Below are 23,578 nucleotides of genomic sequence, written 5' to 3'. Positions count from 1 at the left end.
CTAATTGCAATATACACAATAGTTTTGATTTGAACTTTAAATCAGCTTACTATGAAAAATGTACCACTTTTATTAATCGGATTTCGGTTTCTGCTTGCTCCAGTAATGATTGTGCTGGCTTACGCCTACGGAGATGAAGCCAGGCTTTCGATAGTTGTTTTGTTGCTGTTAGGGATACTGTCGGATATATTCGACGGAATAATAGCGAGAAGTACAGGTGTCTCAAACGAGAAATTGAGAAGAATGGATAGTCAGACCGATTTGCTTTTCTGGCTTTCTGCCGGATGGTGTGCCTGGGTACTTAATCCGGTACTTGTACAGCATAATAAATATGCCGTAATTATGATATTTGTTATGGAGGGGCTTACTTATGTATTCAGTATCATAAAGTTTGGGAAGGAGACCTGTACCCATGCTTTTCTTTCAAAATTGTGGGGTATAACACTGTTTATTGCTTTTGTGGGTATAATTGGTTTCGGCTTCGCGGGCTGGACTTTTACCCTGGCTGTAGCTTTTGCCTTAATTTCCCATTTGGATGTTTATCTTATTATCCTGTTTTTGCCGCAATGGACGCACGATGTACCCAGTTGCTATCATGCATGGCAAATCAGGAAGGGGAAAGATATTAAAAGAAACAGGCTTTTTAACGGATAGTATAATGCTTATTTTGCTATGCAGGTTATGGCAACACTCCCTGTTTTATCTCGATGCCTGTTATTTTCTTGCTAGGGTAATGTATTGGCTCAGTTTAAAAGTATAAGCGTGGAAGTACATATTGGGTTTACTATAGAGGCTCTAAAATCCGATTGTTTGTAACGGTTATTTAATCTTTAATGGCATTTTGGGACTATAAGTTTTTCCATTTTTTCAGGGTTATAAACGTAATCGTCATTATATTCTATGTATACCCAATTGTTATTATGCATGGATAAAAAGCCAGGTATATCTTTAAAGGTTGGTTTTACTTCTCCTTCCCAGTTAAATGAGACGCTTTCATTGATGGGGAAAGTTTTAAGCTGAGTCCATTTGTTATTGCAAAATGTGTAAATGCGTGCCGTATTTAGATTACTGTAATCGGGTAAGTCAGTAACAAATATTATTTCATCTTTTAGGTCTTTATTATTGTCGCCAATGTTTATTAAGCAATACAGGCCTATTGAATTACCGATTTCCAAGGTGTCAGTTCTTTTGTTTTCTAGATAGAGTTTTGTGTTGATGTTGTTTTTCAAAATATATTCTACTGTTTTTTCCCACTCTTCATGTGCAGGGATTTTGGAGATAGTGTTTCCATTAGCATCAGTAACTATTTGAATAATTTTATCAGTATTGCCATCACCATCAAAATCACCTTCTATGAAAAGGTTTTCTAGTACTATATAGTCTTTTCCAGTCTTTTTCTGTTGATGTGCATGAAAATAAGGTAAGTGTTATGATAATAGAAATAATGTTTTTCATGATGAAAATATTTACAAGCTAAAATATTAATTTTTAGGCTATGTAAAATGTAAAGCCCTGCTATTTAGCAGGGCTTTTTTTAAAAGTTATAATTCGATTTTTTTGAGGATCGTTTTATCAATATAAAATGTGCCAAACGGAATTATACAGGCAAGAAGCACTTTCCACGTGGTAACTTTAAACTCCCATTTTTGTTCTACACCAACACTTATGGTGTTAAAAATAAATAAATAATCATTTAATTATATTTCTAAAAATCAAAGATTTAATATTCTGTATTAATTCTTTGATTTTTAGAAATAAAGAGGTGCTCCTTGTTTATTTATTAAATTGTTGAAGAAAAAATTTTTTTTTTTTTCTTCTTTTTCTTTTTATTTGCGGTGATCGATCACACCTTAAATCCTTAATTTATAATTTTAATTTTATGAATGTATTATCATTTTTTAGAAAATCAATTTTTACAGGGCCTTTAGCCTTTATTCTTTTATTGTCTTCTTGTTCTCAAAATGGAGTGACAGAGGAAGAAAATGTTAAATTCAGCACTGAGTTTACATTTAAAAATTCTCAAAATAATAACCTTCAATTTAGTCTCTTAGATTACTATGATTATATTCAGTATGGTTATTTGCGTATTGATGGGCAGATAGTCAGATTTGCTATGGATACAAGAGGAGGTTTAAACTATAATGAAGTAAATAAGCTTGATACTAATAACTTTGTTGTTAAAGGTGTAAATGGTAACAATCTGGATATGTATGTTACTTTAAATCAAGATTTAGGTTCTAATTCTACAAATATTATTACTGAAATTGATGGTGAAACTTATGACGTAGCAATAGATGGATTAGTTGATGCTGATCAAGTTTTGAGAGAGATAGGTTCTGGAGGCTTTAATTCTTCTTCAGAAGTAGTCCCTCTAGGCTGTCCTCCGTGTGTGGTTGTGGTAGTAGCTATTGTTATAGGTGGAGCATATTGTGCATACAAGCAATCACAGGCTTCAGATAGTTGTTTAGCTGCTTATCAGTCATGTGTACAATCGGGTGCAACATGTAGTTATTCATTCCAATCTTCAACATGTGGCGGGTCGTGTAATATAACATCTTCTGGGCCTGCAAATCTTTCTGTTGTTGCTCCTCGTAATTAAAAAAAAAGTATTATATTTATACTATAATTTAAATAGTAATATTATGAAAAACTGGTCTGAAAAAACATTTAATGATTTTTTTTGTGTTTTGTTAGGTGTTGCTTTTCTTGTTTTTTTAGCCTTTGCTAAATAATAAGTAATTTATGTTATAAATAATTTAAACTATAAATAATTTAAACCTGGTTCCTTACTGAGCCAGGTTTTTTTAATGAGCTTTAATGAATATTTATTGTAGTCTTTTATGAATTCAGGCTATTAATTCTTAGGATTCTTTTTAAGTCAAGATGTAGAAAAAAATGATTTAATAGTGTAGTTTATACTTTTAAGTTTATAGTTCTTGATATTAAATATGTGTTAAACGAATCTAGAGTAAATAAAAAACCCTGCTTTAAAGCAGGGTTTTTATGAATTAACCTTATATGAAAATTAAGCTTCTTTATTACCGCCGTTATCATTATTTTTAGGTCCTTTATTATCCCTGTTAGGTCGAGGTCCTCTGTTGTCTCTCGGTGGACGGTTTTCGTCTCTTGGAGGACGGTTCTCATCTCTTGGAGGTCTTGGTAATAAAGCTTTTCTTGAAACTTTCTCTTTTCTTGTTTTAGGGTCGATGCCGATGTATTTCACCTCAAACACGTCACCCATATTTACAACGTCTGATACGTTTTCTGTACGTTCCCAAGCAAGCTCAGATACGTGTAGAAGTACTTCGTTACCCGGAGCCTGAGTATATTCTACTACAGCACCAAAGTCAAGCATCTTAACAACTTTTACTTCATATGTTTCACCAACCTGTGGTTTGAATATGATAGAGTCAATTTTGTTAAGTACAGCCTGCATTCCGTCTGGATCAGTACCAAGAATTTCAACTTCACCCTGCTCGTCAACCTCGTTAATAACGATAGTTGTTCCTGTAGCTTTTTGAAGTTCCTGAATAACTTTTCCGCCAGGACCGATAAGAGCACCAATAAATGCACCAGGTATAGTAACCTTAACGATTTTAGGAGCGTGTTTCTTAACGGTTTCTCTTGGTTGCTCAATAACTTCAACAAGTTTACCAAGGATATGTAGACGGCCTTCGCGAGCCTGCTCAAGAGCCTGCTCCATGATTTCGTAGTTAAGGCCTTCAATCTTGATGTCCATCTGGCAGGCAGTAATACCATCTGCAGTACCGGTAACTTTAAAGTCCATATCACCTAAGTGATCTTCGTCACCAAGGATATCAGATAATACAGCCCATCTTCCTGTTTTGTCGTCTGAGATTAATCCCATTGCAATACCTGAAACCGGTTTTTTAATCTGTACACCTGCATCCATAAGCGCAAGAGTACCTGCACATACTGTAGCCATAGAAGATGAACCGTTAGATTCTAATACTTCAGATACTACACGTACTGTATATGGATTCTCGGCAGGAATCATGTTTTTAAGTGCACGTTGTGCAAGGTTACCGTGACCAACCTCTCTTCTTGAAGTTCCTCTTAGTGGTTTAGCTTCACCTGTAGAGAAAGGAGGGAAGTTGTAGTGAAGATAGAATCTTTCTTCACCTTGTTCAGACGGTAAGTCTATAACGTTAGCTTCACGAGATGTACCTAGGGTAACTGTAGCCAGTGCCTGAGTTTCACCTCTTGTGAATATTGAAGAACCGTGAACTGAAGGAAGATAATCAACCTCACACCAAATAGGGCGTATTTCGTTTGTTTTTCTTCCGTCAAGGCGTAGTCCTAAATCAAGGATAACGTTTCTTACGGCTTCTTTTTGTGACTTGTAGATGTATTTGCTAATCATGTCAGCGTGCTCAACAAGTTCCTCTTCTGTAAAGGCAGCAAGGATTTCTTCTTTAATTACTGAGAATTTCTCAGAACGCTCATGCTTAGCAGAACTTTCTTTAGCTACAGCAAAATACTTATCGTATGAAAGGTCGTATACTTTTTTCTCGATATCAGCATCATTAGCCTCACCTTCATATTCTCTGATTTCTTTACCTATCGCAGCTCTCATTTTTTCCTGAGCAGCAATCTGAAGTTTAATGGCATCGTGAGCGAATTTGATTGCCTCAACCATTTCTTTTTCAGATATCTCTTTCATTTCACCTTCAACCATAGCGATAGAGTCGCTTGAAGCGCCAATCATCATATCGATGTCAGATTGTGCTAACTGCTCTTTGCTTGGGTTAATGATGAATTTGCCATCGACACGTGCAACACGTACTTCAGAAATAAGTGTGTGGAATGGTACGTCTGAAACTGCAAGTGCAGCAGAAGCTGCTAAACCTGCAAGTGCATCAGGCATTACGTTTTCGTCGTGAGACATAAGTTGGATCATTACCTGCGTTTCTGCATGGTAATCATCAGGGAAAAGCGGACGAAGTACACGGTCTACTAACCTCATGGTTAATACCTCTGCATCACTTGGTCTTGCTTCACGTTTAAAAAATCCGCCCGGAAAACGGCCCGCGGCCGCAAATTTTTCACGGTAATCTACCGTAAGTGGTAAAAAGTCGATGCCCGGAGCGGCAGTCTTTGCGGAAACCACAGTAGCAAGCAGCATGGCGTTACCCATTTGTACGACTACAGAGCCGTCTGCCTGTTTTGCAAGTTTTCCTGTTTCGATCGAGATGCTTCTTCCATCTCCCAGATCGATAATTTCTCTTGTTACGTTTGGAATCATAAATCCATTTCTTTGATTAAACAATGGGTGTTGTTTAGTTGTGTAGTTGTTGTGTGTAGTTGTCTAAAACCCAATGAAAAACCAAAACTTTTTTTATGCAAAATATGTAAAACAAAAAGAGGCGCGCAGGCACCTCTTTTCATCTCGATTATTTTCTGATGTTTAATTCTTTGATAATCTCACGATATCTGTTGATATCTTTTTTCTTAAGGTAGTCAAGAAGACTTCTTCTTTTACCTACCAGCTTAACTAGTGAACGCTCTGTATTATAATCGTGACGATTCTTTTTTAAGTGCTCAGTTAAGTGGTTAATTCTAAATGTAAATAACGCGATCTGTCCTTCAGCTGTTCCAGTGTCAGTAGCAGATTTGCCGTGTTTTGTAAAGATTTGCTCTTTTACTTCTTTAGTCAAGTACATGCCAATATTGTTTAAATAATTTTTATGTAACGGGCCTTTCCCGATTGGCTGCAAAGGTAATCAATAATTTTTTACCCGCAAGGCTTTGTGGTAGAAGTTTCTAAGTAGCTTGTGTGCTAAGTCTTAATGACTTAAAAAAGTTTAGCTACCTGTTCGTTTACAAATTCGAGGAAACGCTCATCCAACTCGCTAAAAGCATCCAGTACGTTAGAGTCTATATCTATCTGGCCTATGTTCTTACCGTCAACAAAAAGAGGTACAACCACTTCCGACTTTACGGTGATGCTGCAGGCAATATAATTGTCCTGTGTAGTTACATCGGGCACAACAAAGTTTTTGTTAGATACTGCTACCTGTCCGCATATACCTTTTCCAAAAGGAATAACTGTATGGTCGGTAGGTTCTCCGGCATAAGGCCCTAATAAAAGTTCTTCCTTATCTCCGTTTCTAAAGTAAAAGCCAACCCAGTCGTAATAATCTATATTGTCTTTTAAAAGATGGCAAACCTGTAACAGCTTTTCATCCCTTAATGTATAGTCATGATGTAATATGTCGATAACCTTAGGTTTTAATTCTTCAAATGTCATAGTGTATAATCTTTTGTACAAAATTATCTATTAAAGCATTTTGACTTATGTTTTTTTGTGTTAAAAAATATAAAATTCCCACATTTTGTGTTTTAGTAGTGTAGAAACTAATTCACTAAAAATAAAATGTATAAATTTGTGGCATCATGAATTTTAAAAGGCACATAAGTATACTTTTGGCATCACTCCTGTTAGTTGCTAACATGGGGTTTGCCCTTAATGTACATTATTGCCACGGTGAGATTGCTTCAATTTCTTTAGCATATAAGGTTGATGACTCCTGCAAGGCCATGGCCAAAAAGCAGGATAAGGGCTGTTGTGCAATGAAAGCCGAACCGGCAAAAAAATGCTGCAAGAACGACCTTGTAAAAATTCAGGATAAAAGCGATAATATACTTGTAAAGTCACTTCAGCTTGATTTAGGTGCTTTTTATGCTACAGAACAATGGCAGCCAATACAGTATTTTTATAACGAACCTCTTGTACAGGAGGTAAACACTTCATTTTATTGTGAGGCAAATGCGCCTCCGCTCTTTAAGTTATACTGTCAATATATTTTATACGCCTGATTTTAATGTTTTTATTCATTTCCATTATGGGAAACAGACAGCTATTAACATTAAAATTTTTTTATGCGTTATATATTATTTTTCATAATAATGATAGGTGCCTATACTATACAGGCACAGGACAAATTAAGCGGTAAGGTTCTCGATGAGAATAAGCAGCCGCTTCCCGGGGCGAGTATTTACTGGCTAAATACAACCATAGGTGCGTCTACACAGGCAGACGGTACTTTTGAACTTCCTTATGATCCCGATTATAAAAAGCTTGTAATAAGCTTTATAGGTTATACTACAGATACTATTGCTGTAGATTCTCCGAAATTTATAACTCATTCCCTAAAGCTTTCAGGAGGGGATAAGCTTGATAATGTAGTTATTGATAAAACCCGAAGAAGCCTTAAAAGATCTAACGCCGAGGCAGCCAATGTGGTTAATATGGGGTCTGCTGAGCTTTTAAAAGCTGCCTGTTGTAATATTGCCGAGAGCTTTGAAACCAACCCTTCTATAGATGTTAACTTCTCTGATGCCTTAACGGGTAACAGGCAAATAAAAATGCTTGGACTTACAAGCCCTTACCTATTGATTTCTGAAGAGAATATACCTGCTGTAAGGGGAGCATCCCAGGCTTATGGCCTTTCGTTTATTCCGGGAACGTGGGTAGAAAGTATCCAGATAACAAAGGGTGCAGGTCCGGTTATAAACGGTTATGAGAGTATATCGGGACAGATAAACTATGAGCTTTTAAAACCTGCAACGGATATTCCTTTCTTTTTAAATGCTTACGGTTCTCAGGGTGGCCGCTTCGAACTTAATACCCACTTTAATAAAAAGGTATCGGACAAATGGAGTACAAGCCTTTTTGTTCATGGTAATACACGTGTGTCTAAAAACGACATGAATGATGACGGTTTTTTAGACAATCCGCTGGCAAAGCAGATAAATGTGATGAACCGCTGGCAGTATAATAATCCGGAAACAGGATGGGTTAGCTTTATCAATCTCCGTTACATGAGGGATGAAAAGCAAACCGGAGAAATTGATTTTGATCCGGATACTGATAAGTTCACTACAAATCACTGGGGCTCTGAAATTAATACCGATAAGCTGGATATCTCTGCCAAACTTGGCTATGTATTCCCTGATATGCCATACCAGAGTATAGGTTTACAAACCGCCTTTAACTGGCACAATCAGGATTCCTATTTTGGTTTTAACCAATATGATATCGACCAAAAGAGTTTCTATTCTAACCTTATATTCAGTTCTATTATAAGCAATACTCTTAATAAGTTTTCTACGGGACTTAACTTTACCTATGATAATTACGGAGAGTTTGTAAATACCATAGATTATAGCAGGATTGATAATAGCGTGGGGGCATTTTTTGAATATACTTATGATAATACCCGAAACTTTAGCCTTGTGGCGGGAGGGCGTATAGATGCTCACAATCGTTTAGGTGTTTTCCTTACGCCAAGAATGCATCTTAAATACAATCCGTGGGAAAAGGCCACCGTAAGGGCTTCTTTTGGTCGTGGTAAGCGAGCTGCTAATATTTTTGCAGAAAATCAGGCTTTGTTTGGAAGTTCGAGGGTAATGAGTATTTTAAATAGCGGCGGTAAAATTTACGGACTTGATCCTGAAATTGCATGGAACTATGGTGCAAGCTTTGTACAGGGATTCTCGCTGTTTAACAGAAATGCCGAATTTGTAGTGGATTTCTACAGAACCGATTTTCAAAACCAGGCGGTTGTAGACCTTTTTGCAAGTCCGCAGCAGGTACTGTTTTATAACCTTGACGGAAAGTCTTATGCCAACAGTCTTCAGGTAGAACTTAATTATGAGATAACCCGTCATTTTAATGTACGTACAGCTTATAAATACTACGACATCAAAACAGATTACCTTTCAGGTACTGAGGATAAGCCTTTGCAGGCAAAGCACAGGTTTTTTGCCAACTTAGCCTATGAGACCCATATTGTGGAAGGTGGTAAGCAATGGAAGTTTGACTTTACATACAACTGGATGGGGAAACAGCGTTTACCTTATACAGGCAGTAACCCGGCAGAATATCAAATGGGAGATTATTCTCCTTCATTCTCTTTGATGAACGCTCAGGTAACAAGAACTTTTTCAAGTGTATTTGAGGTGTATGTAGGAGGGGAGAATATAGGTAATTACAGGCAAAATAAAGCTATTATAGGGGCAGACGATCCTTTTGGCCAGTATTTTGATACGTCTATTGTATATGCGCCTGTTTTTGGGCAGATGTATTATGCAGGGCTTCGATTTAAAATAAAATAACAAAATTGTATATATTTAAAATTCAAAAGAATAAAAAGATGAAAAAACTAATCATGGTATTGCTTGTTACCCTTTTCGGGATGGCAGTACAGGCACAGGATAAAGAAGTTAAAAAGAGTAAAAATGCTAAATATGAAGTTGCCGTAAACGGTAATTGTGATATGTGCAAGAAGCGTATAGAAAAGGCTGCATTTAGCGTTAAAGGTGTTAAGTCGGCAGAATGGCATGCAGACCATCAGGACCTTCATCTTATTATTGACGAGAACAAATGCTCAGTAGACGACGTTTGTAAGGCAGTAGCTCAGGCCGGTCATGATACCGAAAAGGTTAAGGCTACAGAAGAAGATTATAATAAGCTCCATACGTGCTGTATGTATGAAAGATTATAAATGACAGAATCCCGAAGCAATTCGGGATTTTTTTTGTTGTAATGGTTCCTTTTTATTGTTGCATACGGCAACATTGTGTAATTTGCAGATAACTTATTTAACCAAAAAATCACCGAATGAAAAAGCTTAAATATGCATTGGCCTTTTTAGGGCTAACAGCTATTATTTTGCCTCAACAGTTAGAGGCACAGGACTTTTTTAAAGACAGAAAGCTATATCTTAACGAAGACGGCAGTAATTATGTGAAGTTTACTTTTATGACCCAAGCCTGGTTAAGATCTATAGATTATAATCCGGGGAGTACCATAAATGGTGTCCAGAAAGATAAGGGTACTGATATAGGTATACGCCGTTATCGTATCCAGATGTACGGTCAGTTAACAGACAGGGTATTTGCTTACAGTCAGTTTGGTGAAAATAATTTTAATACAATTTCTGAAAGGAAACTGGGCTTTTTTGTTCATGATGCCTATGGTGAATATGCGATAGATAAAAAAGCATTGTCATTAGGTGTGGGGCTTTCAGGGTGGAGTGGATTATCACGTTTTTCATCACCTTCAGTAGGTTCGATATTAGGAATAGATGCTCCTTTATTTTTACAGACTACTAATGATGTAAACGACCAGTTTTTAAGAAAACTTTCGGTGTTTGCCAAAGGTAAAATAGGTAAGCTTGATTATCGTTTACAAATGGCTGACCCATTGGAGGTAAACAACTCACCGGCTGTTCAAAACAGGACTACTTTTTCTATGGATCCTGCCGAGATGCAGTGGAACGGATATTTTCAATATCAGTTTCTGTATCAGGAGTCTAATATGACGCCTTATATGGTAGGAACCTATCAGGGAAAGAAAAGGGTATTTAATATAGGTGCCGGGTTTATCTATCAAAAAGATGCTATGTGGATGCTTACAGATACAGATGATATAGAGAAAAGCAATATGGTACATTTTGCCGGAGATGTGTTTTATGATGCACCAATAGGAGCCAACGGTCAGGCAGTAAGTTTTTATGGTAATGTAACCAGTTATGACTTCGGGAAGAATTATACCCGCAACGGAGGTCCTATGAATCCGACAAACGGAATCAATAACCCCGCGATGCTTAACGGGGGAGGTAACAGTTTCCCTATGTATGGTACAGGTACAGTAATATATGCTCAGGCTGGATATAAGTTTAAGGATAACCTTATAGGTAAAACTACCCTTATGCCTTATGTGTCTTTACAGCATGCCAATTATGACAGGCTTAATGATGCCATGAACTTTTTTGATGCCGGTGTTAACTGGCTTTTAGACGGTAATGTGGCAAAACTTACGGTTGCTTATCAAAACTGGCCGGTATATACTACTGATGGTAATAAAACAGGATCTGAAGGTGGTGTTATAGCCCAGCTTCAGGTGTTGTTTAACTAATAAAAAAGGCTGGGTATATACTCAGCCTTTTTTATTTGCTATAAATTAATTGTTTTTACTTCCGAAATTATTTTGCCTTCAGGTGTAACCCCTTTAATAATTATCTTAACTTCACCTTTGTATATTAGCTGAATACTAAAATTAAATTTTCCGTTCTCATCACTTATTATTGTAGGTAGCCAATGAATCAATCCGTAATTACGGAAACCTATTCCGTTGTAACCGGATGTATATGTTGTATTTTTAAAAGGACTTATCTTTTCAAATCCATCTTCAACTGTATAATTAAATAAAGGCCTCTCCTTGGTCTCGTTAAATGGCTGTTTTTTACGGTATATTTTTATAATTCCTATTCTGTTTTGTACAGTTGGTGCAGACATATGTTTATTAATGTAAAACTCATCTACTTCGCTGGTAAGTATATCCCTTAATATATCCAGTTTCATAAGGCGGAAATTGTCAAGATATACATCGGGAGAGCTTTTCATACCGTTAATGGTATTTCCCCATCGGCCATAAACAGCCACGGCACTATCCGGCCGGTTTCTTACTTCATATCCTTCGTAGCGTATCAAATCCAGGACAGTAGGGAAGCCTACGCTTTCTGCCTTGGTAATTTTATATCCCCTTAACTGACCATTGCCTAGTGTATTGGCATATTGCAGCTTTTCTCTTTTTGTTTCAATAACAACCTCTTTAAGTCTTATTGTTTCTTTTTCTATATCAGGAAAATCATCAGGAGAGCTAACATTGCCGGAACTATAGCAAGTACTATCTTCAGGAATATATTCTTTGTTATACTTTGAAGTATTGTTCAATGTGTTTACATATAATTTTGGAGTTATACTCTTACCATTTTCCAAGAGCTCAAAATTAAGTTTGCAGGAATCGGCTAATATTAGGTTGTCAAAATAAAACTCGTTTTTATTTATGACTTCAGTTTTTTCTTCTATCAGCGCATCATATGAGGTAAGTCTTACTATATAGCTCTTTCCTTCTTTTAAGTTTTGATTAATAACACCTTTTATTTTTAAGCCAATATCAAAAGAGTATTTTTCTTTTGGAGGGTTTTGTTTTATACTTTGCCATTTATACTTACTCTTGCTGCAAAGTAAATATTGATCCAGATTTTCATTAGGTTTAGTATCGTTATTAAAATACTCAAAAGTATTTATGTCGTAATAGTTTTGAATATAAGGAGATAACATAAAGTCATTAAGTATACTATTATTGCTAAGGCTTTTAGTTTGCGAAGGAAGCACGGTAATACTTAAATTGGCATTTGCCGCAGTTTCACCGGAAAATAATATATCACCATTTTCTTTTCCGGATTGTGTAATTTTTACAGGAGTGCTATTTTCAAAATCTTTATATAAGAGCCGTTGGGCCACTTCGTTTAAATTACTGTCTAGTATTCTTATTGTGTTTAGTCCGCTAAATAAGTAATCATCAATTATAACCAGTTCCTGATCTGTTATATTATCGGTAAACTTAGTTTCAAGTATAAAGGCATTTTCGTCTTTATGGATTAATATATAAATAGGACTGTTTTGTATTTCATTATAGGTGTTTTTGTTTGTTTTTAATTCAAGTAAAGTCTTGTTGGAATTTGCCTTGTTAGTTAGTTTTAGTGTTATACCCTTTTCTTGTGCTTCAGGTAAGGCTACCGTATAAGTTTTATCAGAAAGAATTACACTCAATGAGTCTGTCGACTTTTCTTCAAGAGCATAATATTCAAACTTACCGAATCCGTTTTTATCCAGTGGTATGGTTTGTATTGTTTCATTGTTATTGTACAGCAAAACTTCGGTAATAGGTAGTGGCTGGTTTTTGCAGCCTTTTACAGAAACACCCAGCGTGTTGGTTTTGTTTTTAAGAAAAACGCCTCCTTCAGGATATACATTTATTTTAACTTCTGTATCATTAGCAGTGCTCTTGCCCGGACTGTTAGGGTTAATTACCTCAATTTTATAAATAGCAGATTGATCTTCGCTAAAATTATTCATCCAGTTTGTGTAAAACTGTAAATAATAAATACCTGAATTAAGATTTTCCGGAAGCTCGAAACTACCTTCAAAGCTTCCCGCACTACCATACAGCAATTTTGACACTAAAGTTTCATTCTCAGAATTTTTAAGGAGTGCAAAAATATTTGTGGTAGAAAAAAAAGGGGTGTTTTTTTTACTATAGTAAATATACCCTTTAAACCAAATATTTTCATTTGCTATAAAAATACTTTTGTTTAGATGTACATGTATATTTTCCCTCTCAAGGGAATAATAATTTTTTACGACTGATACTATTTCCTGAATTTTATTTTCTTGTCCATAAGTAATATGGAATGATAAGAAACAGGTAAGCGATATTAATGATAGAAGTTTTTTCATAATTGAGAATAAAAAAAGGCATCATGATACTGATGCCTTTTATATTATAGATTAATAGTTTTTACTTCTGAGATTATTTTTCCGTTTGCTCCAAATCCTTCTATAAGTACTTTAACCTGTCCGAAATAAAGCTTAGGGATGCTAAAGCTGAATTCTCCGGTTTCATCTGTCATGATGTTTGGATGCCAGTCTATGATACCAAAGTTTTCAAAACCTTTATCATCATAAGTTGAGGTGTATTCAGAATTTTTGAAAGGTTCAACTCTGTCAAAACCGTCTTTTAGCAGGAAACTTAAATCGGCAGTTGGTTTATTTCTGTATGAAAAGTCTTTTTTCATGTAAATTTTAATAATACCCATTTCATTGTCTACTCCGGGAACAGGTGCATGCGCATTGATGTAAAATTCGTCTACATCTTCAGTATAGACCATATCAAGAACATCAAAAGACATTAAATATACATTGTCTACATAAACCCTTGGCTTGGTTTTTTGTCCGTTTATGGTAGTCGCTGTACGCCCTGTTATACTAACCTCTCCATTTTTGTTAGATACATCAAAACCATGGTAACGAATCATATCCAGTATATAGAAATAACTTTTAGTGTCTCCTTCGGTTATTTTATATCCTCTTAAAAGCCCGTTTCCTGCCACAGTACCATATTTCAGCTTGTTAGATTTTCCTTCAATTTTAACCTCTTCCAGCATAACTGTTTTTGTTATGTATTTTGGTAGTTCAAAATCAGCAAGATCTGTGTTGTCACCACTATAATCTATACAGGAAACTTTAGCAGGAGTAAAAGGTTTGTTGAATTTCCTGTTGTTGTTTAAAACTTCCGGTTTTAGTAAAATGTCTTTAGGCTGTTCTCCTCTTTTTAGTAAAGTAAATCTAAGTTTACAGGAATCAGGTACAACAAGATGCTTTAAATTAAATTCATTCTTTTCATTTAAGCCTATTCTTTCATCAAGCATGCCGGTGTATGAGCTTACTTTTAATCTGTAACCGTTTCCTTTTAGTTTTTGGTTTACTGTTCCTTTTATATTAATACCTATGTCAAAAGTGTAGTTTTCTTTTGGAGGATTGTTAAGAATGTTATTCCATAAGTATTTACTGCTTTTGTTTATGAGGTAAAGATCCATTTCAAACTTATTAGATCTGGATATGCTGTTAAGGTATTCTCTGGCTATCGTTTTAGGATGTCCTTCAATGTAGGGAGACAACAGTAACTCGCCATAAATATCCTCTTTTGCAGTTAAGCTTTTTGTATCTGCCGGTAAGACTGAGATACTAAGGTTCATATACGGATTATTGACTTTTCCTTTAAACTCTATAGTTCCGTTGTCATCACTTATCTTGTTAAGCTGCGAACTTACAACCGTATCAGGATAAATATATATTAAGCGTTCTGCAATCTGATTTAAATTATCATCAATAAGCCTTACGGTGTTAACCCCTGTAAATAGTTCTTTGTTTTCCAGCTGTGCAGTTAGTTCCAGCTTGTTGTCGTTAAAAACAAGTTCTACTATATAGGTTTTGTCATCCTTTTGTACCGTTAGGTATAATGGCTTGTTCTCAATTTTTTTGTAAGTAAAGCTGTTTGTCCTCAGTTTAATAAAGGTCTTGTCGGCCATTGTATAACTGTTGGCTTCCATGGTTATGCCTTCTGCCTGAAGCGGAGGTAATACCTGTTCGTGAGTAGTACCGTTTATGGTGGCAACTACTTTAAGGTTGTTTTTGTTACTGGCAACAATATCAAATTTGCCATACCCAAGGTCGTTTAATGAAATCTTTTTAATTGTTTCCCCTTTTTCATTTACTACAGAAACTTCTTTCACATTAAGAGGAGTGTTGTCACATCCTGTTACATGTACGCCTATATTGTTGTGACAATCGTTAAGTAAAACGCCACTTTCCGGTTTAAGCTCTATTGTAACTTCTGCTTCAGCATTTTTACTTAAAGAATTAGGAATTCCTGTACTTGGATTAATTATGGTAACGTCGTATACAGAGGATTCGTCTTCAGTAAAGTTATTCATCCAGTTAGTATAGAACTGAACATAGTATTTACCCGATTTATAGTTGCTGTTAAGTTTAAAGCCTCCCGAAAAATTACCCAGGTTACCGCACAAAAGTTTGCTCTCAAGAATATTTCCGTCAGAATCTATAAGGTTGGCAAAAATATTAACGCAGGAGTAGAAAGGGATGCCCAGTTTTTTATGGTATACATATCCTTTAAACCATATTTTTTCATTGGAGAGAAATACATTTTTGTCAAAATGCACATAAATGTTTTCACGTTCCAGAAAAAAATAATCTTCTATGGCTTTGCTTATTTGCTGCTTTTTGTCCTGCTGGGCAAAAGCTACAAGGCTAAAAGCCAGGAGAAAGACAGTTAAAATAGTTTTTGTTGTTTTTTTCATAGCAAGGTGTGTATTGTTAGATTGTTTTTTTGCGAATATATACTTTTTTAAAAAGTTTTAAAAAGCATTAAAGCTAAAAAAGGAGCTCTTTTGAGCTCCTTTTTATAACGTTATGGTTAAGATGTTATTACATCATACCAGGCATTCCGCCTCCCATTGGCATTCCGCCTCCGGCATTTTCTTCTTTAATATCTATTAAAGCACACTCTGTTGTAAGAATCATACCAGCTACTGAAGCTGCATTTTCAAGAGCAACACGTGTTACTTTTTTAGGGTCTATGATACCTGCAGAAAGCATATCTACATACTCGTCGGTTTTAGCGTTGTAACCAAAGTCATTATTTCCTTCGGCAACTTTAGCAACCACTACCGATCCTTCAAGACCTGCGTTTTCTACAATTGTTCTAAGAGGAGCCTCTACAGCGCGCGAAACAATTTGTATACCTGTAGCTTCGTCTCCGTTTTCAGCGTTAATGTTAGCAAGTACTTTTTTAGCTCTTAGTAAAGCTACACCACCACCTGCTACGATACCTTCTTCAACAGCAGCTCTTGTTGCATGTAATGCATCGTCAACTCTGTCTTTTTTCTCTTTCATTTCTACTTCAGATGCTGCACCTACATAAAGTACTGCCACACCACCTGCTAATTTAGCAAGACGTTCCTGAAGTTTCTCTCTGTCGTAATCAGAAGTTGTAGACTCCATTTGTGCTTTAATCTGGTTAACACGATTTTTAATGTTTTCCGCATCACCTGCACCGTTTACGATAGTAGTATTGTCTTTGTCGATAGTTACTTTTTCACAAGTACCTAGCATATCAAGAGTAGCGTTTTCAAGCGTATAACCTCTTTCTTCTGCAATTACGGTACCTCCTGTTAGGATGGCGATATCTTCAAGAAGTGCTTTTCTTCTGTCTCCAAAGCCAGGAGCTTTAACAGCAGCAATTTTAAGCGCACCTCTAAGTTTGTTTACTACAAGAGTAGCAAGTGCTTCGCCATCTACATCTTCAGCAATGATAAGAAGTGGTTTTCCTGATTGTGCCACTGGCTCAAGTACAGGAAGCAGGTCTTTCATTGAAGAAACTTTTTTGTCATATAGTAAAATGTATGGCCTTTCAAGTTCAGCCTCCATTTTTTCAGAATTTGTTACAAAGTAAGCAGAAAGGTAACCTCTGTCAAACTGCATACCTTCTACAACGTCTACATAAGTATCAGTACCTTTAGCTTCCTCTACAGTAATAACACCTTCTTTACCTACTTTGCCAAATGCAGTTGCGATAAGTTCGCCAATTGCATCGTCATTATTTGCAGATATTGAAGCTACCTGTTTTATTTTGTCTGTAGAAGTTCCTACTTCTTTAGTTTGTTCTGCAAGGTTATTTACAATAGCTTCAACAGCTTTGTCTATACCTCTTTTAAGATCCATAGGGTTAGCACCTGCAGCTACGTTTTTAAGACCTTCTTTTACGATTGCCTGAGCTAGTACAGTTGCGGTTGTAGTACCGTCACCTGCTAAATCGTTAGTTTTAGAAGCAACTTCCTTAACCATTTGTGCTCCCATGTTTTCAAGAGCGTCTTCAAGCTCTACTTCTTTAGCTACAGATACACCATCTTTAGTAACTGTTGGTCCGCCAAATGATTTGCTTATAATTACATTACGTCCTTTAGGGCCTAATGTTACTTTTACTGCGTTTGCTAATGCATCCACACCACGTTTTAAACCGTCGCGTGCCTCTATATCAAATTTTATCTCTTTTGCCATGGTTGTATTTCGTTATATGTTTTTTTTAAATATTAAACTGAATTAGATTACTGCAAAAATTTCCTCCTCTTTCATGATAAGGTAATCCTTACCTTCAAATTTCAATTCTGTACCGGCATATTTACCATATAAAACAGTATCTCCAACTTTTACTGTCATGTCGTGGTCTTTAGTTCCGTTACCTACGGCTACTACAATACCTTTTTGAGGTTTTTCTTTAGCAGTGTCAGGGATAAAGATTCCCGAAGCTGTTTGAGTTTCTGCAGCCACAGGCTCAATAAGAACTCGATCTGAAAGTGGTTTAATGTTTAAAGCCATATGATTTAATATTTGTTATTAATGTTTAAAAATTCAACGTATTGATTTTTTCAGAAATTGTGCCAATACATGAAACTGACAAATTTTTACCAATAAAAAATGCCAGCACTGACAGGCTGGCATTTTTTATAGAATATTGTAATATTATTATTCTTGAGCGCCTTCTTCTGCAGGAGCAGGAGTTGCCGTATTGGCAGGAGCTTCAGGAGTTGCATTTTCTGTTGCCGGAACTGTAGTAGCTGCCGGTGCAGGTAAAGTAGACTCGTCTATAAGACTGTCCTGAGTTGCTGAGTTGCTGCCAAAGCTTAATGTTGATAATAAAATTAATATAACAAGAGCAGTAGCAAGTGTCCATGTACTTTTGTCAAGGAAATCTGTTGTCTTTTGTACACCACCCATCATTTGAGTTCCTCCAAGTGAAGATGATAATCCTCCTCCTTTAGGATTTTGTACCATAATTACCACAACCAAAAGGAAACTTACTATTACTATAAGTACCAGGAAAATTGAAAAATCAAACATTGTTATTAGTATTATTATTTTGTTGTAAAATCTTTATATCCGATATACGGTCTGCAAAGAAAACACTTTTTTCCGGATATTTCAAAATTAAAATTTCATAAGCCTGAATTGCTTTCTGATATTTTTTCTGTTCAAGGTATACACGTGCAAGTGTCTCCGTCATAAGTAATGAGCTGTCACGACTGCTTCTTTCAATGTTTGCAGGGGGTGGAGCTATGCCTTTAGTCGGTATTATCTTTGGGCTCGACTCAATAAATTTATCAATAAGTTCCAGTTTTTTGCTTAAAGAATCGTCGTTGTTATCTGTAGTTTCCTCAATAACTTCATCTTTTTTATCTTCAATTATATTCTCGCTAGGCTCAATTTCGGACTCAGTTTCTGCTTCCTGTGTTTCTTCTCTTTTTATTGGAGTTAATTTAGAAAGCTGTAACCATTCCTGGAAAGAGTGTTTTTCAGAATTGTCAAAATCAAGAGGTTTGCCTATTTCAAGCTTTTCTTCGGTTTCAGTTCTTGCAGGTTCCGTAAAAATGTCATCTGTTTCTTTTTCTTCTTCTTTTTCAGAAGGAGTAAAAACAGGGGAAGCAACAATTACAGGAACTTCTTCTTCCTTTTGGTTTTCTTCGGCTTCTTCTATAGTTTGTTTTATAGAGCGTTCCAGTCTGTCAGCAGGAGAAATTACTGGTTGTTCGGGTTTTGGTGTAACCGTTTCTGTTTCTTTAACGGTTATTTCCTCAATAGCCTTTTCTTTTTCCTGTAGATAATCTTTCTGGATGCTTTGGAAATTCTCCGAAGTTATAAAGTCAAATAAAACAGAACGATCGTTAGTATGGGCTGCAGTTTTTTTGAGCTCCATATTGTATCGAAAGCTATCCTGATTGTAAAGCCCTTTTAAATGAATGGCACGCGCACTTTGCAGAAACGGGAATTCATATAAAATGCTTTCCAGTTCCATAGTTTGCCTGTCGGTTATACTATAAGGCTTATTTAGCAGGTATGTATAGTCTTTTGTGTTCAATTCTGTTTTACTCTAATCTCAATTACCATTTAGCCAGCGACTCGTTAAAGATGTCCTGGGTTATCCTTTCAAAAATTTCATCTAAAGCTGCATTTAGTACCGATCCTGTAGGAAGGGCATCACCACTATAATCATAGAAAAAACTGAAAGGCTTTTCAAAATCGTCGTCTTCGTTATTCTTATTTGTAAACCTTACATTTATAGTAATACTAAGCCTGTTTTGAGCTGCACGCTGATCGGCAGTAGCTGTCATGGGCGATATGCGATATTGTGTAATCTCACCTTCATAAACAAGGTCACCACCTGCATTAGTTAGGGTAAGGTTAGTCTGATTTTGTATCAGATCCTGTAGTCTTCTGGTAAAAGTCAGTTCAATACCCGGTTCAACAACTTCAGCATTATTCTGAAAATAATTTACCTGAAAAGTCTTGGCATTTATGCTGCCAGATCTTCCTGTAAAGTTATAATACTTGCAGCCGTGCAGGGTTAGGGCTAAAATAAAAACCAGTAATATTTTAAAATATCTCATTATCCTTTTATGATTAAAGGTCGTATTGTTTAATTTTTCTGTAAAGTGTCCTTTCGGATATACCAAGTTCATCGGCTGCTGCCTTACGTTTACCTTTGTTGCGTTCCAGGGCTTTTTTAATCAGTTCAATTTCTTTTTCATCCAGCCTTAAGGTTTCTTCCTCTTCAACGGTTTCGGCAAAAAGGTAGTTATCATCATCATCGTCTTCATCATCAAGGTGATGTTCAATAACCGGTTCGGCATGAGTGATTTTCGGACTTGGGATAACTGCTGAAGGCCTGTCTTCAAAACTGTGTCCGTTTTCCTCGGCAGGATTTCCGTATATTCTTTGTATTAATCCTTTATTCGATTCCTGAACCTTACTTGTGTTGCCGTTTTGCATAAGCTCCATAGTAAGTTTTTTGAGGTCATTAAGGTCGCTTTTCATATCAAAAAGCACTTTGTATAAAATTTCCCTTTCGTTACTAAAGTCACTTTCAGGTTTTTTATCGCGCACTACGGCTGGCAGGTTTGTACCTTCTTCCGGTAAATAAGAGCGAAGCGTGGCTAGAGATATTTCCCTAGTTGTTTCCAGTACCGATATTTGTTCGGCGATATTTCTAAGTTGCCTGATGTTTCCGCTCCAGCGATATCGTAACAATAACTGTACCGCATCATCATCAAGCTTTATAGGAGGCATTTTGTATTTGTGTGCAAAATCGGAAGAAAATTTCCTGAACAGAAGGTGAATGTCATCCTTGCGCTCGCGTAGGGGAGGGAGCATAATTTCAACCGTGCTTAAACGGTAATAAAGGTCTTCCCTGAATTTTCCTTTTTCAATGGCTTCAAACATATTAACGTTTGTTGCTGCCACGATACGCACATTTGTTTTTTGAACCTGAGATGAACCTACTTTTATAAACTCGCCGTTTTCCAGTACACGCAGTAACCTGACCTGTGTGGTAAGCGGCAATTCGCCTACTTCATCAAGGAAAATGGTTCCTCCGTCGGCTACTTCAAAATAACCCTCACGGGTTGAGGTAGCTCCGGTAAAGGCGCCTTTCTCATGACCAAAAAGCTCACTGTCTATAGTTCCTTCAGGTATTGCACCGCAGTTTACGGCAATATATTTTCCATGCTTTCTGTGCGACAGGGCATGAATAATTCTTGGCATATTTTCTTTACCAACACCACTCTCACCGGTAATAAGTACCGAAATATCGGTAGGGGCTACCTGTATGGCTTTTTCTATGGCGCGGTTAAGCTTAGGGTCGTTCCCTATAATCTCAAATCGTTGTTTTATGGCTTGTACGTTTTCCATCTTTGTTGTTTGCCACTAATTGAACAAATTATTTGATAATTAATAATTGCCGATAAAATTTATGGCTTTAACTACTGCATCTCGCTGTAACCTACTGCATCACCAATTAATGTTGCAGACGTACAGTCTGTAATTTTTACGTTTACAAAATCACCGGGCTTGTATTTTCCTTCTTTAGGGAATACTACCATGGTGTTTTGTGAGTTACGGCCGCTCCAGTGTTCGTTAGATCTTTTAGATTCTTTTTCTATAAGTACTTCTACAGTTTGGCCTATAAAACGCTGTGTTCTTTCAAGGGCCATTTTTTGCTGCAGGTTAATGATTTCCGTTAGTCGGCGGTTTTTAACTTCTGCAGGTATATCATCTTCCAGTTTTCTTGCGGCTAATGTTCCCGGACGCTCAGAATAAGCAAACATAAACCCGAAGTCGTACTTACAGTGTTCCATTAAGCTTAGCGTGTCCTGATGGTCTTCTTCGGTCTCAGTTGGGAAACCGGCTATCATATCCTGTGAAAGTGAAATTTCAGGTATAATGCGGTATATATTATCTACAAGTTCCATGTATTCCTCACGGGTATGCTGACGATTCATTGCTTCAAGTACACGTGTGCTTCCGCTTTGTACAGGCAGGTGAATGTATTTACATATATTGTGGTGTTTAGCCATTACTTCAATTACCTCAAGGTGCATGTCCTGTGGGTTTGAAGTGCTGAAACGGAAACGCATTTTAGGGAAGGTTCTTGCAACCATATCTAAAAGCTGAGCAAAGTCTACCGCAGTAGCCTTTTGCATTTCGCTGGCTTTTTCAAAATCTTTCTTAAGTCCGCCGCCGTACCATAGGTAACTGTCTACGTTTTGACCAAGAAGAGTAACTTCTTTAAAGCCTTTTTCATATAACGAAGTAATCTCTTCCATGATGCTTTGCGGATCACGGCTTCTTTCGCGGCCACGTGTAAACGGTACTACACAAAAAGTACACATATTATCACAACCGCGTGTTATGGAAACAAAAGCAGTTACACCATTACTGTTAAGGCGAACAGGTGCAATATCACCATAGGTTTCCTCTTTAGACAGGATAACGTTTATGGCATCGCGTCCTTCGTCAACCTCTTTTAAAAGATTAGGCAGGTCTTTATAGGCATCAGGGCCTACAACCATATCTACAATTTTTTCTTCCTCCAGGAATTTGCTTTTAAGGCGTTCGGCCATACATCCAAGCACACCTACCTTCATCCCGGGGTTTATTTTTTTTATAGCGTTGTACTGATCAAGTCTTTTACGCACAGTTTGCTCTGCCTTATCACGAATGGAGCAGGTATTAACCAATACCAAATCGGCCTCCTCAAGGTTTTGAGTGGTGTTATAACCTTCATTGGCAAGAATAGATGCAACAATCTCACTGTCAGAAAAATTCATCTGGCAGCCATAGCTTTCAATAAAGAGTTTTTTGCTGTTTCCGTCTTTCTGCTCTAAAACAAGGCTTTGCCCCTGTTTGTTCTCTTCAATAATCTTTTCCATAAATTCGCTACTGTAGTGCTTTTTTGAATTGGCAAAGATACTATTTAATTTGTAAAATATGACAAGTTGGCATATTAGTCTTTGCCTAAATTTACTTTGCGGTATAACTGGCCTATGCTATGTATGGATTTTAATAAAAATGTGAGGCTAAACAGTATAAATAAGACAATTAAAGGGAATGATGATTGTAAAAAGATACTGCCCAACATAAAAGCGGCGCCTGAGGCTATCATCCTGCTTTTGTAATCATAAAGGAGGATTTTATGGTTTTCAATCTGTATTGCTAATAAGGAGAAGAAGCTGGCCAGGCCTATCATGAAAATAATATCCTGATACGGATTATTTTGCTCTACCACGCTCATAACCGTTAATCCTGCCGATAGTAAGAATCCTAAAAACAAAGAGCCCTTGTCTACTTCTGTTTTATGTATCCATTTATGTGCATTCGCATAAAAACTTAAACTGAAATCTTCAAACTCTTCCTGAGTTACAAATTTTCCGGTGAGGCATTTTCTTTTAAGGGTGTCAAAATATTTAATAGGGAAGCGATCCCTAAAATCCATAAATAATATAAGGTGTAGATTTTCCCCTTGTGGAATTGTAATGACCGATTTGTAGAAATCAAGTTTTATAATAACCTGTTTGCTGTCGTCAGGAATTTCAATTTCAGGCTCTTCACCATGCATTATTTTAGTAAGAAGTCTCTTTTTATCATCATAAACTTTAATTTTTCTTATATGTGCCCAATTATAGGGTAATAAAAGTTTAAGGTTGAGTTTTCTCATAGCTTATTTTTTAACAGATTGTTTGTGTAAAGACTTAAAGATAATAAAGTTAAGCTTTTTAAACAACACAAATATTGT

Annotated in this window: 21 protein-coding genes; 6 read left to right on the top strand and 15 right to left on the bottom strand. The window is 36.5% G+C overall.

From position 1 onward, the window contains the following. Positions 1–51: 51 nt before the first annotated feature. A complete protein-coding gene (locus FUA48_RS01120) occupies positions 52–654 on the top strand; it encodes a CDP-alcohol phosphatidyltransferase family protein (protein WP_147581722.1) in 603 nt (200 codons plus the stop codon). A gap of 176 nt (positions 655–830) precedes the next feature. On the opposite strand, the gene FUA48_RS01115 is transcribed toward FUA48_RS01120, so the two are convergent. Together FUA48_RS01115 and FUA48_RS01110 are read right to left on the bottom strand one after the other, a co-directional pair. Then, on the bottom strand, positions 831–1,229 hold the full coding sequence (locus tag FUA48_RS01115) for a hypothetical protein (protein WP_147581721.1): 399 nt from the start codon (positions 1,227–1,229) through the stop codon (positions 831–833). 312 nt (positions 1,230–1,541) lie between these two features. After that, a complete protein-coding gene (locus FUA48_RS01110; protein WP_147584934.1) occupies positions 1,542–1,679 on the bottom strand; it encodes a DUF3817 domain-containing protein in 138 nt (45 codons plus the stop codon). Positions 1,680–1,879: 200 nt separating this feature from the next. On the opposite strand from FUA48_RS01110, the gene FUA48_RS01105 reads away from it, so the two are divergent. Then, positions 1,880–2,599 carry a hypothetical protein gene (locus tag FUA48_RS01105; protein WP_147581720.1) on the top strand — a complete coding sequence of 240 codons (720 nt, stop codon included), beginning with the start codon at positions 1,880–1,882 and terminating at the stop codon, positions 2,597–2,599. 426 nt (positions 2,600–3,025) lie between these two features. Here FUA48_RS01105 and FUA48_RS01100 read toward each other — a convergent pair whose 3' ends face one another. The 3 genes from FUA48_RS01100 to FUA48_RS01090 form a co-directional block, all read right to left on the bottom strand. Next, complete coding sequence (locus tag FUA48_RS01100; RefSeq protein ID WP_147581719.1) at positions 3,026–5,266, bottom strand: polyribonucleotide nucleotidyltransferase; 2,241 nt, start codon at positions 5,264–5,266, stop codon at positions 3,026–3,028. A 148-nt stretch (positions 5,267–5,414) separates the two neighbouring features. Beyond that, positions 5,415–5,684 carry a 30S ribosomal protein S15 gene (rpsO, locus tag FUA48_RS01095; RefSeq protein ID WP_147581718.1) on the bottom strand — a complete coding sequence of 90 codons (270 nt, stop codon included), beginning with the start codon at positions 5,682–5,684 and terminating at the stop codon, positions 5,415–5,417. A gap of 131 nt (positions 5,685–5,815) precedes the next feature. Then, the gene (locus FUA48_RS01090) at positions 5,816–6,271 is read right to left on the bottom strand and encodes a GAF domain-containing protein (protein WP_147581717.1); all 456 of its coding nucleotides are present in this window, start codon (positions 6,269–6,271) and stop codon (positions 5,816–5,818) included. A 146-nt stretch (positions 6,272–6,417) separates the two neighbouring features. Between FUA48_RS01090 and FUA48_RS01085 the strand changes: the two genes are divergently transcribed. The 4 genes from FUA48_RS01085 (at position 6,418) to FUA48_RS01070 (ending at position 10,945) form a co-directional block, all read left to right on the top strand. Beyond that, the gene (locus tag FUA48_RS01085) at positions 6,418–6,840 is read left to right on the top strand and encodes an HYC_CC_PP family protein (RefSeq protein WP_147581716.1); all 423 of its coding nucleotides are present in this window, start codon (positions 6,418–6,420) and stop codon (positions 6,838–6,840) included. A 63-nt stretch (positions 6,841–6,903) separates the two neighbouring features. After that, positions 6,904–9,141: a TonB-dependent receptor gene (locus FUA48_RS01080; RefSeq protein WP_147581715.1), complete on the top strand. Its 2,238-nt coding sequence runs from the start codon at positions 6,904–6,906 to the stop codon at positions 9,139–9,141. Positions 9,142–9,179: 38 nt separating this feature from the next. Further along, positions 9,180–9,530, top strand: coding sequence for a heavy-metal-associated domain-containing protein (locus FUA48_RS01075; RefSeq protein WP_147581714.1), 351 nt, complete (start codon positions 9,180–9,182; stop codon positions 9,528–9,530). A gap of 116 nt (positions 9,531–9,646) precedes the next feature. Continuing rightward, the gene (locus FUA48_RS01070) at positions 9,647–10,945 is read left to right on the top strand and encodes a hypothetical protein (RefSeq protein ID WP_147581713.1); all 1,299 of its coding nucleotides are present in this window, start codon (positions 9,647–9,649) and stop codon (positions 10,943–10,945) included. Between the two features lie 38 nt (positions 10,946–10,983). Here FUA48_RS01070 and FUA48_RS01065 read toward each other — a convergent pair whose 3' ends face one another. From FUA48_RS01065 to FUA48_RS01020, 10 genes are all read right to left on the bottom strand, one after another. Beyond that, entirely contained in the window at positions 10,984–13,332 is a 2,349-nt protein-coding gene (locus FUA48_RS01065) for a hypothetical protein (RefSeq protein WP_147581712.1), read from the bottom strand. 44 nt (positions 13,333–13,376) lie between these two features. Continuing rightward, positions 13,377–15,752, bottom strand: coding sequence for a hypothetical protein (locus tag FUA48_RS01060; protein WP_147581711.1), 2,376 nt, complete (start codon positions 15,750–15,752; stop codon positions 13,377–13,379). A gap of 127 nt (positions 15,753–15,879) precedes the next feature. Next, positions 15,880–17,511, bottom strand: a complete 1,632-nt coding sequence (gene groL, locus FUA48_RS01055) for a chaperonin GroEL (RefSeq protein WP_147581710.1) — start codon at positions 17,509–17,511, stop codon at positions 15,880–15,882. 42 nt (positions 17,512–17,553) lie between these two features. Further along, positions 17,554–17,829: a co-chaperone GroES gene (locus FUA48_RS01050; RefSeq protein ID WP_035135923.1), complete on the bottom strand. Its 276-nt coding sequence runs from the start codon at positions 17,827–17,829 to the stop codon at positions 17,554–17,556. A 147-nt stretch (positions 17,830–17,976) separates the two neighbouring features. Next, positions 17,977–18,351, bottom strand: a complete 375-nt coding sequence (gene secG, locus FUA48_RS01045; RefSeq protein ID WP_147581709.1) for a preprotein translocase subunit SecG — start codon at positions 18,349–18,351, stop codon at positions 17,977–17,979. After that, positions 18,344–19,366 carry a tetratricopeptide repeat protein gene (locus FUA48_RS01040; protein ID WP_147581708.1) on the bottom strand — a complete coding sequence of 341 codons (1,023 nt, stop codon included), beginning with the start codon at positions 19,364–19,366 and terminating at the stop codon, positions 18,344–18,346. The genes secG and FUA48_RS01040 overlap by 8 nt, the downstream gene beginning before the upstream one ends. A 22-nt stretch (positions 19,367–19,388) precedes the next feature. Next, positions 19,389–19,895 (bottom strand): LptE family protein, encoded by a 507-nt coding sequence (locus FUA48_RS01035; protein WP_147581707.1) that lies wholly within the window; start codon positions 19,893–19,895, stop codon positions 19,389–19,391. A gap of 13 nt (positions 19,896–19,908) precedes the next feature. Further along, positions 19,909–21,195, bottom strand: coding sequence for a sigma-54 interaction domain-containing protein (locus FUA48_RS01030; protein WP_147581706.1), 1,287 nt, complete (start codon positions 21,193–21,195; stop codon positions 19,909–19,911). Between the two features lie 71 nt (positions 21,196–21,266). Beyond that, entirely contained in the window at positions 21,267–22,715 is a 1,449-nt protein-coding gene (miaB, locus tag FUA48_RS01025; RefSeq protein WP_147581705.1) for a tRNA (N6-isopentenyl adenosine(37)-C2)-methylthiotransferase MiaB, read from the bottom strand. A 74-nt stretch (positions 22,716–22,789) separates the two neighbouring features. Continuing rightward, on the bottom strand, positions 22,790–23,500 hold the full coding sequence (locus FUA48_RS01020) for a hypothetical protein (protein ID WP_147581704.1): 711 nt from the start codon (positions 23,498–23,500) through the stop codon (positions 22,790–22,792). Positions 23,501–23,578 lie beyond the last annotated feature (78 nt).

The organism is Flavobacterium alkalisoli (assembly GCF_008000935.1).
Taxonomy (GTDB): domain Bacteria; phylum Bacteroidota; class Bacteroidia; order Flavobacteriales; family Flavobacteriaceae; genus Flavobacterium; species Flavobacterium alkalisoli.
This window is presented reverse-complemented; position numbering and strand designations above follow the sequence as displayed.

Bases quoted from the DNA above. Each gene is read 5' to 3' on its own strand.
- FUA48_RS01060 (WP_147581711.1), bottom strand. From the start codon at position 15,752: ATGAAAAAAACAACAAAAACTATTTTAACTGTCTTTCTCCTGGCTTTT.
- FUA48_RS01105 (WP_147581720.1), top strand. From the start codon at position 1,880: ATGAATGTATTATCATTTTTTAGAAAATCAATTTTTACAGGGCCTTTA.
- FUA48_RS01075 (WP_147581714.1), top strand. From the start codon at position 9,180: ATGAAAAAACTAATCATGGTATTGCTTGTTACCCTTTTCGGGATGGCA.
- miaB (WP_147581705.1), bottom strand. From the start codon at position 22,715: ATGGAAAAGATTATTGAAGAGAACAAACAGGGGCAAAGCCTTGTTTTA.
- FUA48_RS01065 (WP_147581712.1), bottom strand. From the start codon at position 13,332: ATGAAAAAACTTCTATCATTAATATCGCTTACCTGTTTCTTATCATTC.
- FUA48_RS01080 (WP_147581715.1), top strand. From the start codon at position 6,904: ATGCGTTATATATTATTTTTCATAATAATGATAGGTGCCTATACTATA.
- rpsO (WP_147581718.1), bottom strand. From the start codon at position 5,684: ATGTACTTGACTAAAGAAGTAAAAGAGCAAATCTTTACAAAACACGGC.
- FUA48_RS01020 (WP_147581704.1), bottom strand. From the start codon at position 23,500: ATGAGAAAACTCAACCTTAAACTTTTATTACCCTATAATTGGGCACAT.
- FUA48_RS01070 (WP_147581713.1), top strand. From the start codon at position 9,647: ATGAAAAAGCTTAAATATGCATTGGCCTTTTTAGGGCTAACAGCTATT.
- secG (WP_147581709.1), bottom strand. From the start codon at position 18,351: ATGTTTGATTTTTCAATTTTCCTGGTACTTATAGTAATAGTAAGTTTC.
- FUA48_RS01035 (WP_147581707.1), bottom strand. From the start codon at position 19,895: ATGAGATATTTTAAAATATTACTGGTTTTTATTTTAGCCCTAACCCTG.
- FUA48_RS01100 (WP_147581719.1), bottom strand. From the start codon at position 5,266: ATGATTCCAAACGTAACAAGAGAAATTATCGATCTGGGAGATGGAAGA.
- FUA48_RS01030 (WP_147581706.1), bottom strand. From the start codon at position 21,195: ATGGAAAACGTACAAGCCATAAAACAACGATTTGAGATTATAGGGAAC.
- FUA48_RS01050 (WP_035135923.1), bottom strand. From the start codon at position 17,829: ATGGCTTTAAACATTAAACCACTTTCAGATCGAGTTCTTATTGAGCCT.
- FUA48_RS01090 (WP_147581717.1), bottom strand. From the start codon at position 6,271: ATGACATTTGAAGAATTAAAACCTAAGGTTATCGACATATTACATCAT.
- FUA48_RS01085 (WP_147581716.1), top strand. From the start codon at position 6,418: ATGAATTTTAAAAGGCACATAAGTATACTTTTGGCATCACTCCTGTTA.
- FUA48_RS01120 (WP_147581722.1), top strand. From the start codon at position 52: ATGAAAAATGTACCACTTTTATTAATCGGATTTCGGTTTCTGCTTGCT.
- groL (WP_147581710.1), bottom strand. From the start codon at position 17,511: ATGGCAAAAGAGATAAAATTTGATATAGAGGCACGCGACGGTTTAAAA.